At 62.3% G+C, this 11596-nt stretch carries 14 protein-coding genes; 2 read left to right on the forward strand and 12 right to left on the reverse strand.

The annotated features are described in order from the left end of the window. Positions 1–5: 5 nt before the first annotated feature. From rplV to HV701_RS11770, 12 genes are all read right to left on the reverse strand, one after another. Complete coding sequence (rplV, locus tag HV701_RS11715) at positions 6–335, reverse strand: 50S ribosomal protein L22 (protein WP_006227021.1); 330 nt, start codon at positions 333–335, stop codon at positions 6–8. Between the two features lie 3 nt (positions 336–338). Then, a complete protein-coding gene (rpsS, locus tag HV701_RS11720; RefSeq protein WP_006216555.1) occupies positions 339–614 on the reverse strand; it encodes a 30S ribosomal protein S19 in 276 nt (91 codons plus the stop codon). A gap of 12 nt (positions 615–626) precedes the next feature. Continuing rightward, complete coding sequence (gene rplB, locus HV701_RS11725; protein ID WP_175133212.1) at positions 627–1454, reverse strand: 50S ribosomal protein L2; 828 nt, start codon at positions 1452–1454, stop codon at positions 627–629. Continuing rightward, a complete protein-coding gene (gene rplW, locus HV701_RS11730) occupies positions 1455–1751 on the reverse strand; it encodes a 50S ribosomal protein L23 (protein ID WP_006389606.1) in 297 nt (98 codons plus the stop codon). Further along, on the reverse strand, positions 1748–2365 hold the full coding sequence (rplD, locus tag HV701_RS11735) for a 50S ribosomal protein L4 (protein WP_006389605.1): 618 nt from the start codon (positions 2363–2365) through the stop codon (positions 1748–1750). The genes rplW and rplD overlap by 4 nt, the downstream gene beginning before the upstream one ends. Positions 2366–2369: 4 nt before the next feature. Then, entirely contained in the window at positions 2370–3059 is a 690-nt protein-coding gene (rplC, locus tag HV701_RS11740; RefSeq protein ID WP_006389604.1) for a 50S ribosomal protein L3, read from the reverse strand. 331 nt (positions 3060–3390) lie between these two features. Continuing rightward, complete coding sequence (rpsJ, locus tag HV701_RS11745) at positions 3391–3702, reverse strand: 30S ribosomal protein S10 (RefSeq protein ID WP_003806903.1); 312 nt, start codon at positions 3700–3702, stop codon at positions 3391–3393. A 72-nt stretch (positions 3703–3774) separates the two neighbouring features. Beyond that, positions 3775–4965, reverse strand: coding sequence for an elongation factor Tu (gene tuf / locus HV701_RS11750; RefSeq protein WP_054495833.1), 1191 nt, complete (start codon positions 4963–4965; stop codon positions 3775–3777). Between the two features lie 76 nt (positions 4966–5041). After that, positions 5042–7144, reverse strand: a complete 2103-nt coding sequence (gene fusA / locus HV701_RS11755) for an elongation factor G (RefSeq protein WP_175133213.1) — start codon at positions 7142–7144, stop codon at positions 5042–5044. Positions 7145–7162: 18 nt separating this feature from the next. Then, positions 7163–7633, reverse strand: a complete 471-nt coding sequence (gene rpsG, locus HV701_RS11760) for a 30S ribosomal protein S7 (protein ID WP_175133214.1) — start codon at positions 7631–7633, stop codon at positions 7163–7165. Between the two features lie 168 nt (positions 7634–7801). Then, positions 7802–8179, reverse strand: a complete 378-nt coding sequence (gene rpsL, locus HV701_RS11765) for a 30S ribosomal protein S12 (RefSeq protein ID WP_005017264.1) — start codon at positions 8177–8179, stop codon at positions 7802–7804. Positions 8180–8763: 584 nt separating this feature from the next. Beyond that, positions 8764–9465, reverse strand: coding sequence for a response regulator transcription factor (locus tag HV701_RS11770; protein WP_175133215.1), 702 nt, complete (start codon positions 9463–9465; stop codon positions 8764–8766). A gap of 267 nt (positions 9466–9732) precedes the next feature. On the opposite strand from HV701_RS11770, the gene HV701_RS11775 reads away from it, so the two are divergent. Then, positions 9733–10449 (forward strand): response regulator transcription factor, encoded by a 717-nt coding sequence (locus HV701_RS11775; protein WP_175133216.1) that lies wholly within the window; start codon positions 9733–9735, stop codon positions 10447–10449. Positions 10450–10482: 33 nt separating this feature from the next. After that, complete coding sequence (locus HV701_RS11780; RefSeq protein ID WP_175133217.1) at positions 10483–11592, forward strand: FecR domain-containing protein; 1110 nt, start codon at positions 10483–10485, stop codon at positions 11590–11592. The last annotated feature ends 4 nt before the right edge of the window (positions 11593–11596 follow it).

Consider the following 11596-nt stretch of genomic DNA (forward strand, 5'->3'; position numbering starts at 1 on the left):
ACTCCTTAAGCTCCGACCTTGACCGTGATGTGGCAGGTCTGCTTCTCGATACGGTTGCCGCGGCCCTTGGCGCGAGCGGAGAAGCGCTTCATCGACTGAGCCTTGTCCACGAAGATCGTGGTGACTTTCAGTTCGTCGATATCGGCGCCGTCGTTGTGCTCGGCGTTGGCGATGGCGGACTCGACAGCCTTCTTCAGGATGACGGCGGCCTTCTTCGGCGAGAAGGTGAGGATCTCGAGCGCACGGCCGACCTTCTGGCCGCGGATCAGATCCGCAACCAGACGCGTCTTTTGAGCGGAGATGTGAACCCCACGGATAATGGCAGTAGTTTCCATCGCTTACCTCTTCGCCTTCTTGTCCGCGGCGTGACCCTTGAACGTACGGGTCAGCGCGAACTCGCCCAGCTTGTGACCGACCATGTTCTCGTTGATGTAAACGGGAACATGCTGCTTGCCGTTGTGCACAGCGATCGTCAGACCGATGAACTCGGGCAGGATCGTCGAGCGACGCGACCAGGTCTTGATCGGCTTCTTGTCTTTGCCCGCGACGGCCGTGTCCACCTTTTTGATCAGGTGAGCATCGACAAACGGGCCTTTCTTGATCGAACGTGACATAGTGTTCGCCTCTTACTTGCGCTTGCGCCGTTGGACGATCATATTGTTCGTCCGCTTGTTGCGACGGGTCTTGAAACCCTTCGCCGGAGTGCCCCACGGGCTGACCGGTTCGCGTGCTTCACCGGTACGGCCTTCGCCGCCACCGTGCGGGTGATCGACCGGGTTCATGGCCACGCCACGAACCGTCGGGCGGACACCGCGCCAACGCATTGCACCGGCCTTGCCGATCTGGCGCAGGCTGTGTTCTTCGTTACCGACTTCACCGATGGTGGCACGGCATTCGATATGCACACGGCGGACTTCACCCGAGCGCAGACGCACCTGAGCGTAGGTGCCTTCGCGGGCCAGCAGGACAGCGGAAGCGCCGGCCGAACGGACCATCTGGGCACCCTTGCCGGGCAGCATTTCGACGCAGTGAATCGTCGTACCCACCGGGATGTTGCGGATCGGCAGCGTGTTGCCGGCGCGGATCGGGGCTTCGATACCCGAGATCAGCGTGGCGCCCACTTCCAGGCCGCGCGGAGCGATGATGTAGCGACGCTCGCCGTCGGCGTAGCACAGCAGAGCGATGTGCGCCGTACGGTTCGGGTCGTATTCCAGACGCTCGACCTTCGCGGGGATGCCATCCTTGTCACGACGGAAGTCAACGACACGGTAGTGTTGCTTGTGACCGCCGCCACGGTGGCGGATCGTGATGTGACCGTTGTTGTTACGGCCCGAACCACGGGTCTTCTTTTCCAGCAGCGGCGCGTAGGGCTCACCCTTGTGCAGGTTCGGGCTGACAACCTTCACCATGCCACGACGGCCAGCCGAAGTCGGCTTAACTTTTACGAGGGCCATTTACTTCACCTCCGCAAAGTCGATTTCCTGGCCGTCCTTGAGCGAAACGTAGGCCTTGCGCTCGTCGCGACGACGGCCAACGAATCGGCCAAAGCGCTTGACTTTGCCCTTACGGTTGAGGACCTGCACGGACTCGACCTGCACCTTGAAGAGCAGTTCGACGGCAGCCTTGATTTCCGGCTTGGTAGCGTCAGCCACGACACGGAAAGCGACTTGCTGATTCTTCTCAGCGACGAACGTGGCCTTTTCGGTCACGATCGGAGCCAGAATGACTTGCATCAAGCGTTCAGCGTTCATCCCAGCATCTCCTCGAGTTGAGCGATGGCCGGCTTGGTGATCAGCACTTTCTTGTAGTGGACCAGCGACAACGGATCGGCATAACGGGGCTCGACAACGGCAACGTGCGGCAGGTTGCGGGTGGCGAGGTAAACATTCTCATCGACGTTGTCGGTGATGATCAGGACCGAGTCCAGGCCCAGGCTCTTCAGCTTTGCAGCGGCGGCCTTGGTCTTGGGCGATTCCAGATCGAACGATTCGACGACGGCGATGCGGTCTTCGCGAGCCAGCTGCGACAGGATCGAACGGATCCCGGCGCGGTACATCTTCTTGTTGACCTTCTGGCTGAAGTTCTCTTCCGGCGAGTTCGGGAAAATCCGACCACCGCCACGCCACAGCGGCGACGAAGTCATACCGGCGCGAGCGCGGCCGGTACCCTTCTGGCGCCAGGGCTTCTTGGTCGAGTGCTTGACTTCCGAGCGATCCTTCTGAGCGCGGTTGCCGGCACGGGCGTTGGCCTGGAAGGCCACCACGATCTGGTGAATCAGCGCTTCGTTGAAGTCACGGCCGAAGATCGTGTCGGGCGCGCTGAAAGTCGCGGCCTGACCTTGGTCGTTCAGGAGCTTGAGATCCATTTACTTACGCTCCCTTCTTGGCCGGGGCCTTGATGGCCGGACGCACGACGATGTCGGCACCAGCGTGGCCGGGGACAGCGCCCTTGACCAGCAGCAGGCCGCGCTCCACGTCAACGCGAACGACGTCGAGGTTTTGAACGGTGCGGGTGACATCACCCAGGTGACCCGCCATGCGCTTACCCGGGAAAATACGACCCGGATCTTGAGCCTGACCGATCGAGCCGGGAACGCGGTGCGAACGGGAGTTACCGTGCGAGGCGCGTTGCGAGCCGAAGTTGTGGCGCTTGATGGTACCGGCAAAGCCCTTACCGATCGTGGTGCCCGTGACGTCGACCTGTTGGCCGGCTTCGAACACCGATTCCACGGCGATCACGGCACCGGCCGAGAATTCGGCGGCGCGGGCGGGATCGAGGCGGAATTCCTTGAGGATGCTGCCGGCTTCAGCGCCGGCCTTGGCGTAGTGGCCCGTTTGCGCTTGCGGCACACGCGAGGCACGACGAGTGCCATAAGCCACCTGGATCGCGGCGTAGCCGTCGGTTTCCAGCGACTTAACTTGGGTCACGCGGTTGTTCGACACGTCCAGCACGGTCACCGGGATGGATTCACCTTCCTCGGTAAAAATGCGGGTCATGCCGACCTTGCGACCCACCAGCCCCAGCCGGTGAGCGGCGGGCGTGGGTGTCGAATTCGACATCGTTTTCTCCATTCCCGACTGCGATTGGTCGGGGCTAATCAGGCAAAAGGTAACGGCCTTTGCCCTACGACTATGTTCAACCTGGCTGTGGCTTGCACGCCCCGAAAGCTCGGATACGCACGGGCCTCGCCGTAGTTAGACCTGCCACAAAATGGCAAGCTTGGCATATTAGCACGTTTTTTTCAGGCAGCACAAGCACTTAGCAGCAAAAGCGCCCTGCCCCGCCACCCACGCGCCTGGCTGTGGCGCAAAAACAAATGGCCGCACTCCCGAAGGACTGCGGCCATTTTTCACGGGCCCGCCGGCGAAGGTGGCGGCCCCGGGGAGCGCCTTACTGCAGCGCGATTTCGACGTCGACGCCGGCCGGCAGGTCCAGACGCATCAGAGCGTCAACGGTCTTGTCGGTAGGATCAACGATGTCCATCAGGCGCTGATGGGTACGGATTTCGAACTGGTCACGCGACGTCTTGTTGACGTGCGGCGAACGCAGCACGTCGTAACGACGGATACGCGTGGGCAGCGGCACCGGGCCGCGGACAACGGCGCCCGTGCGCTTGGCGGTGTCGACGATTTCAGCGGCCGATTGATCGATCAGCTTGTAATCGAAGGCTTTCAAGCGGATACGGATCTTTTGGTTTTTCATGGCGTTTCCTAAAGAACGAGAGGCGAGGGCGCGAGCGCCCCCGCTGGTTGTGTGCTGCTTGGGTGATCCGGATTACTTCAGGATCTTGGCGACGACGCCGGCGCCGACGGTACGACCGCCTTCACGGATGGCGAAACGCAGGCCTTCTTCCATGGCGATCGGGGCCAGCAGCTTGACGGTCATCGTCACGTTGTCGCCCGGCAGAACCATTTCCTTGTCGGCCGGCAGGTCGATCGTGCCCGTCACGTCCGTCGTGCGGAAGTAGAACTGGGGACGGTAGCCGTTGAAGAACGGGGTGTGGCGGCCGCCTTCTTCCTTGGACAGGATGTACACCTCGGACGTGAAGTCCGTGTGCGGGGTGATCGAGCCCGGCTTGGCCAGAACCTGGCCGCGCTGGACGTCTTCACGCTTGGTGCCGCGCAGCAGGATGCCCACGTTGTCGCCGGCTTGACCTTGGTCCAGCAGCTTGCGGAACATTTCCACGCCGGTGCAGGTCGTCTTGACCGTCGGCACGATACCGACGATTTCGATTTCTTCGCCGACCTTGATCACGCCGCGTTCGATACGGCCGGTCACCACGGTGCCGCGACCCGAGATCGAGAACACGTCTTCGACCGGCATCAGGAACGCGCCGTCAACGGCACGCTCGGGCGTCGGGATGTAGGTGTCCAGCGCTTGCGCCAGCGACAGGATCGCTTGCTCGCCCAGTTCGCCCTTGTCGCCTTCCAGCGCCAGCTTGGCCGAACCCTTCACGATCGGGGTGTCGTCGCCCGGGAAGTCGTACTTGCTCAGCAGTTCGCGAACTTCCATTTCCACCAGCTCGAGCAGCTCGGCGTCGTCAACCATGTCGGCCTTGTTCAGGAAGACGATGATGTACGGCACGCCAACCTGGCGGCTCAGCAGGATGTGTTCACGCGTTTGCGGCATCGGGCCGTCAGCGGCCGACACAACCAGGATCGCGCCGTCCATCTGCGCCGCGCCCGTGATCATGTTCTTGACGTAGTCAGCGTGGCCCGGGCAGTCAACGTGCGCGTAGTGACGCGTTTCCGTTTCGTACTCGACGTGCGCCGTGTTGATCGTGATGCCGCGAGCCTTTTCTTCGGGAGCCGCGTCGATCTGGTCGTAGCCCTTGGCTTCGCCACCGAACTTGGTCGACAGAACGGTCGTGATGGCCGCCGTCAGGGTGGTCTTGCCGTGGTCGACGTGACCGATGGTGCCGACGTTCACGTGCGGCTTGGTGCGTTCAAACTTGCCTTTTGCCATGATCTCTATCCTTTGACTTTCAAGGAAATTTCGATATTTGCCGCGCCGCCTTGTGGGCGGGCGCGGCGAGGGTTATTTACTTGGCCCGAGCGGCGATGACTTCGTCAGCGACGTTCTTGGGGGCCTCGGAGTAATGCTTGAATTCCATCGTGTACGTGGCACGACCTTGCGTCAGCGAACGCAGGTTCGTGGCGTAACCGAACATCTCGGCCAGCGGAACTTCAGCCTTGATGGTCTTGCCACCACCGACCATGTCGTCCATGCCCTGGACCATGCCGCGACGCGAGGACAGATCGCCCATCACGGTACCGGCGTAGTCTTCAGGCGTTTCGACTTCAACGGCCATCATCGGTTCCAGCAGCACGGGGCTGGCCTTGCGCATGCCTTCCTTGAACGCCATCGAGCCGGCCATCTTGAACGCGTTTTCGTTCGAGTCCACATCGTGGTACGAACCGAAGAACAGCGTGACCTTGACGTCCACGACCGGGTAACCGGCCAGGATGCCGGCAGGCAGCGTTTCCTGGATGCCCTTGTCCACCGCGGGGATGAATTCGCGAGGAACCACACCGCCCTTGATGGCGTCGACGAACTCGTAGCCGCCGCCCGGTTGGAGCGGTTCGACCTTCAGGACCACGTGACCGTACTGACCACGACCGCCCGACTGCTTGACGAACTTGCCTTCGACTTCTTCGCAGGTCTTGCGGATGGTTTCACGGTAGGCCACTTGCGGCTTGCCGACGTTGGCTTCCACGCCGAATTCGCGCTTCATGCGGTCGACCAGAATTTCCAGGTGCAGCTCGCCCATGCCGGAAATGATGGTTTGGCCGGATTCTTCGTCGCTGCGCACGCGGAACGACGGATCTTCCTGCGCCAGGCGCGACAGCGCCAGGCCCATCTTTTCCTGGTCAGCCTTCGACTTGGGTTCGACGGCCTGCGAAATCACGGGCTCGGGGAACTCCATACGCTCCAGCAGGATGTGCGAATCGACGTCGCACAGCGTTTCGCCGGTCGTCACGTCCTTCAGGCCCACCACGGCGGCGATGTCGCCGGCCAGAACTTCCTTGATTTCCTCGCGGTTGTTCGCGTGCATCTGCAGGATGCGGCCGATACGTTCCTTCTTGCCCTTGATGGGGTTGTAGACCGTGTCGCCCGACTTCAGGATGCCCGAGTAAACGCGCACGAAGGTCAGCTGGCCGACGAACGGATCGCTCATCAGCTTGAATGCCAGCGCCGAGAACTTCTCGTTGTCGTCGGCATTGCGGTTGATGGCGTTGCCTTCGTCGTCCTGGCCGTCGACCGGGGGGATGTCCACGGGCGAAGGCAGGTAGTCGATGACCGCGTCCAGCATGCGCTGCACGCCCTTGTTCTTGAAGGCGGTGCCGCACAGCATCGGCTGGATTTCGCCAGCGATGGTGCGTTGACGAATGGCCAGGTTGATCTCGGCCTCGTCCAGCGTACCCGACTCCAGGTACTTGTTCATCAGCTCTTCCGACGACTCGGCGGCAGCTTCAACCAGCTTTTCGCGCCATTCGGCGGCGGTGCCTTCCAGCTCGGCCGGAATGTCCTTGTAGTCGAACTTGGTGCCTTGGCTGGCCTCGTCCCAGATGATCGCCTTCATCTTGACCAGGTCGATCACGCCTTGGAACGTGTCTTCGGCGCCGATGGGGATCACGATGGGCACGGGGTTCGCGCGCAGACGCGTCTTCAGTTGGTCATAGACCTTGAAGAAGTTCGCGCCGGTACGGTCCATCTTGTTGACGAACGCCAGACGCGGCACGCCGTACTTGTTGGCTTGACGCCACACGGTTTCGGACTGGGGCTGAACACCACCCACCGCGCAGTAGACCATGCAGGCACCGTCCAGGACGCGCATGGAACGTTCCACCTCGATGGTGAAGTCCACGTGTCCCGGGGTGTCGATGATGTTGATGCGATGCTCGGGGTAGTTGCCGGCCATGCCACGCCAAAACGCCGTCGTTGCAGCCGACGTAATGGTGATGCCACGCTCTTGCTCTTGCTCCATCCAGTCCATGGTGGCGGCGCCATCATGCACTTCGCCAATCTTGTGATTGACGCCGGTGTAGAACAGGATACGTTCGGTCGTGGTGGTTTTCCCTGCATCGATGTGCGCAGAGATACCAATGTTGCGATAGCGCTCGATCGGGGTTTTGCGGGCCATGGTGGGTTAGTCCTTAAATTACCAGCGGAAATGGCTGAAGGCCTTGTTGGCCTCGGCCATCTTGTGCGTGTCTTCGCGCGTCTTCATCGCGGCGCCACGACCTTCGGAGGCGTCGATCAGTTCGCCAGCAAGACGCAGATCCATCGACTTTTCGCCACGCTTCTTGGCGGCTTCACGGAGCCAACGCATAGCCAGGGCCAGGCGGCGCACGGGGCGCACTTCAACCGGCACTTGGTAGTTGGCACCGCCAACGCGGCGGCTCTTGACTTCGACGATCGGCTTGATGTTGTTGATCGCCAGGCTGAAAACCTCGATCGGCTCCTTGCCGGTCTTGGTGGCGACTTGCTCGAGGGCACCGTAGACGATGCGCTCGGCGACGGCCTTCTTGCCGTCCAGCATGACGACGTTCATGAACTTGGCGAGTTCGACGCTGCCGAACTTGGGATCGGGCAGAATCTCGCGCTTGGGTACTTCGCGACGACGGGGCATTGTTGCTTCCTTGTGTCTGTTCAGTTGAACCGTGTTTCGTTACACGGCCATGGCCGTCCAATAAGACGACCCCTTACGTGCCGCGCACCTTCCCTTGCATTGCGGATGGCGCGGTTGCACTTCCCTAATGACGGATGGCCGCCACGCGGGGGTACTGCTGATTCGTGATCAGGCCTTCTTCGGGCGCTTGGCGCCGTACTTCGAGCGGGCTTGCTTACGATCCTTGACGCCTTGCAGGTCGAGGGAACCGCGCACGATGTGATAACGCACACCGGGCAAGTCCTTTACACGACCGCCACGCACCAGAACCACCGAGTGCTCTTGCAGGTTGTGGCCTTCACCGCCGATGTACGAAATGACTTCGTAACCGTTGGTCAGACGCACTTTGGCAACCTTACGCAGAGCGGAGTTCGGCTTCTTGGGGGTGGTGGTGTACACGCGAGTGCACACGCCGCGGCGTTGCGGGCAGTTTTCGAGCGCGGGGCTCTTGCTTTTGATGATGCTGACTTCGCGCGGCTTGCGCACGAGTTGGCTAATGGTAGGCATGACCTTTGAAATCCCTTTTACGTACCACTGGGTAAGTACTTACGTACTCGTCTCCGCGAGTGGTGACTCTCGGAGAAGGCGGCTCGCGCAAGACCGCCTCAAACGTTCAAATACGTAAAAGAGCGGGCTTGCCAACAAACCATGAAAACGCACAAACCGGATGCTTCGGAGATGGCAGCGTCGGTTGACAGGGGCTCGTGACGCACCCCTTTGGCCTTGGGTCGCCAGGCAAAGGTTGCCTGGGTGATTGACCGGACCCGTCTTCCTGGCGCTTCACTTGTTGATTGCCATTCCTGGCATCAAACTTTGCGCGCAAATAAAGCAGTAAGCCCTTTAGCATAGCTTAGAACCAGGCGCACTGTCAAAAACTTTTGTAAGCGCCGCGCCCAGGCGTGTTGCCGGCAAAAGACGACGCGTTAGGCGCAGCTCAAGGGCAAGTCGGCAAAAATGGGGCCAAATTGCCGAGGCGGGAAGATGACGACCGCTGCGGGATATTCCCTGGTCGGCAAGCGTGCTCCTCGCCCCAACCAAAGAGGCCGAAGCCCCTGCCGGCAGGATAGCGCAAGGCACGCGCCAAGGGTGGTTTATTGGTCGGCGAACAGGTAGCCACTGCCGTAGACCGTGCGGATTGGCAACATCACGCCCGCCAGTTCGGCCTTGCGCCGCAGGCGGCTGACGATGACGTCAATACTGCGTGTGCCGCTGGAGCGCGCTCCGCCCCCTTCCTCCCGCAACTCGTCACCCAATTCGTTGCGCCCGACCGCCCTGCCCGCCACTTCCAGCAGCGAACGCACGATCAGTCGTTCATTGGCCGACAGGGAGATCGTCGTGCCGGAAGGCGCCGCGAGGGTCCACCCCTGGTCGCGCAACTCCCATTGGCCCGACCCAGGCTCTTCGACCGGAGCACTGTCCTGCCCGATGGGCAGACGGCGGGCCAGCGCCAACAGAATGCAGGCCAGTTCGCGAGGGTCATGCGGCGGCGGCAGGCAGGCGTCAGCGCCACTCTGCAGGCAACGCAGGCGGGTTTCCAGCGACAGATTGTTGCCCGTCACCACAATTCCCAGCGGCGAGGAGCCATGCAACCGCGCCACCAGGGCATAGCCGATTTCACCCAGCGTCCCCACGTTCAGGACCACGGCATCGTAGGTGCTGTTGCTCAACAGGCCGAATAATTCCAGAGAAGTCGAACAGCCACGGGCCGAAATTCCAGCTTGAAGCAGTGCGGACACCGCGGCGTTGCGTGCGGCCTCGTCCGGCGACATCATCAGTACGCGCAATTGATTCATAGGTTTCTTCCATCCCTTCTGCCTCCCCCCGCGCGCCGGCTGACCGCGCCGGCTGATGGGGAGGTTGGGGACAGTTTGGCCCGTTGTTCTGCAACAACTCCAGTCAAGATTCGTCAACTTTGCAATGTTTGACAGTTGTTGGCACAACGTAGCCAACAGTGACGCGACGCGAGTTATCATTCCATTACACAATCCTTTCTCCTTATTGCAGTAGGGCGCCACAGGGCGCGCTTGCGCAGCCAACCTTCGCGAGAGAGACCCCGTCTGATGAAAATCGCGTCGCTGGAAGACGACCTGGACCAGGCGAAACGCATCCAGCAAGTCCTGACTGCCGCCGGATACGCCTGCACCAGCTATCAGCAAAGCCGCGACCTGCTCGCCGCTTTGCGCAATGAAGCGTTTGACCTGGTGCTACTGGACTGGCACTTACCCGATATCGATGGCGACGATGTGGTGCGCTGGTTGCGCGCCAATATCGGCCCGCGCATTCCGGTCATTTTTCTCACCAATCGTTCCAGCGAGGACGACCTGGTCGAGGGCCTGCGCGCCGGTGCCGACGACTACATCGTCAAGCCCCTGCGGCCGCTGGAATTGCTGGCGCGTGTCGCGGCATTGCTGCGCCGCAGCCAGATCGCCGAGCCTGCCGACCAGGCCTTCGACGTGGCCAACTATCGCGTCGATCCGGCCGCGCGCTCGATCGCGCTCGATGGCGCGGCGATCGCGCTGGCGCCCAAGGAGTTCGAACTCGCGCTGCTGTTCTTCCGCAACCTGGGCCGGCTCATGTCGCGCGACGTGCTGGCCGAATGCGTCTGGAACCGCGAGATTCCCGCCACTTCCCGCACGCTCGACACGCACCTGTCGAACATCCGCCAGAAGCTGCAGCTGCGGCCGGAGCATGGCGTGCGGCTGAGTTCTTCCTACGCGCTCGGCTACCGGCTGGAATTGATCGGCGCGTCCGAAGACAGCACGCCTGCGGCGCCCTAGCGCCAAGCGGCACTAACTGGAGATCTGAACGTCATGAGCCGCTGCCGCGCGCTTTCCCTGCTTGCCTTGTTTTCCGGCCTGCTGCTCGCAACTTCCTCGCATGGTCAACCCGCTGGCGCGCTGGGCGAGGATTTCATCTACCGCGTGCGCCAGGGCGATACGCTGATCAATATTGCCTCCGCCTATACGCGCAATCCGGCCAACTGGAACCCGCTGCAGGCGCTCAATAACGTCACCACGCCCGAGCGCCTGCCGATCGGACTGGAACTGCGCATCCCCCTGTCGATGATTCCAGAGCGTGCCGCCGAGGCACGCGTGGTGCACGTCAGCGGCCAGGCGAAGCTGGACGGACAGGCGCTCAAGGCGGGGGCCAACGTGTCCGAAGGCAGCAAAGTCGTCACCGCGCCCAATGGCTTCGTCACGCTGGAGCTGGCCGACGGCTCCAAGCTCACGCTGCCGGCCGACGGCGCCGTGGAACTGACCCGCCTGCGCCAATTCGAAGGCACCGACCTGACCGACTCGGTCATCCACGTCGAACGCGGCAGTGTCGAATCCAGCGTCGCGCCTAGCGGGCAGGGAGTAGGCCGTTTCGAGGTGCGTACGCCGGTGGCCGTGACGGGCGTGCGCGGCACGCGGTTTCGCGTGCAGAGTGGCAGCCAGGGGGTACGCAGCGAAGTCCTGGAAGGCAGCGTGAGGTTGCAACCGCACGCGCCCGGCGCGGCGCCGGCGCAGCCGGTGGCCGTGGCCAAGGGCTATGGCGCGGCCATCGGTGCCGACGGCCAGGTCGCGGGCGTGCGCCGACTGCTCGCGGCGCCGCGACTGGGCGAACCGGTGCGTGCGGGTGGCGGCGTCTGGACCAGCGCCTTCGCGCCCGTGCCCGGCGCGCAGGGCTACCTGGTGCGCGTGGCGCGCGATGCCGATGGCACCCAGCTGGTGTCCTCCACCCGATTTGCCACCCCGGACATCCGCTTCAGCGCCCCCGGCCCTGGGACCTTTTACGTGTCGGTGCGGGCCATCGATGAGCTCGGCCTGGGCGGCCAGGACGCCACGGCCACTTTCACCGGCGTGAACCAGCTGATGACCAGCAGCGGCCTGGGTGTCGCCACCGGCAGCGGCGGATTCGTGACGCTGACCGAATACTAGACGG

The organism is Achromobacter pulmonis, assembly GCF_902859765.1.
Taxonomy (GTDB): domain Bacteria; phylum Pseudomonadota; class Gammaproteobacteria; order Burkholderiales; family Burkholderiaceae_B; genus Achromobacter; species Achromobacter pulmonis.

Coding starts and splice junctions, on each gene's coding strand:
- rplV (WP_006227021.1), bottom strand. CDS start 335: ATGGAAACTACTGCCATTATCCGTGGGGTTCACATCTCCGCTCAAAAG.
- rpsS (WP_006216555.1), bottom strand. CDS start 614: ATGTCACGTTCGATCAAGAAAGGCCCGTTTGTCGATGCTCACCTGATC.
- rplB (WP_175133212.1), bottom strand. CDS start 1,454: ATGGCCCTCGTAAAAGTTAAGCCGACTTCGGCTGGCCGTCGTGGCATG.
- rplW (WP_006389606.1), bottom strand. CDS start 1,751: ATGAACGCTGAACGCTTGATGCAAGTCATTCTGGCTCCGATCGTGACC.
- rplD (WP_006389605.1), bottom strand. CDS start 2,365: ATGGATCTCAAGCTCCTGAACGACCAAGGTCAGGCCGCGACTTTCAGC.
- rplC (WP_006389604.1), bottom strand. CDS start 3,059: ATGTCGAATTCGACACCCACGCCCGCCGCTCACCGGCTGGGGCTGGTG.
- rpsJ (WP_003806903.1), bottom strand. CDS start 3,702: ATGAAAAACCAAAAGATCCGTATCCGCTTGAAAGCCTTCGATTACAAG.
- tuf (WP_054495833.1), bottom strand. CDS start 4,965: ATGGCAAAAGGCAAGTTTGAACGCACCAAGCCGCACGTGAACGTCGGC.
- fusA (WP_175133213.1), bottom strand. CDS start 7,144: ATGGCCCGCAAAACCCCGATCGAGCGCTATCGCAACATTGGTATCTCT.
- rpsG (WP_175133214.1), bottom strand. CDS start 7,633: ATGCCCCGTCGTCGCGAAGTACCCAAGCGCGAGATTCTGCCCGATCCC.
- rpsL (WP_005017264.1), bottom strand. CDS start 8,179: ATGCCTACCATTAGCCAACTCGTGCGCAAGCCGCGCGAAGTCAGCATC.
- HV701_RS11770 (WP_175133215.1), bottom strand. CDS start 9,465: ATGAATCAATTGCGCGTACTGATGATGTCGCCGGACGAGGCCGCACGC.
- HV701_RS11775 (WP_175133216.1), top strand. CDS start 9,733: ATGAAAATCGCGTCGCTGGAAGACGACCTGGACCAGGCGAAACGCATC.
- HV701_RS11780 (WP_175133217.1), top strand. CDS start 10,483: ATGAGCCGCTGCCGCGCGCTTTCCCTGCTTGCCTTGTTTTCCGGCCTG.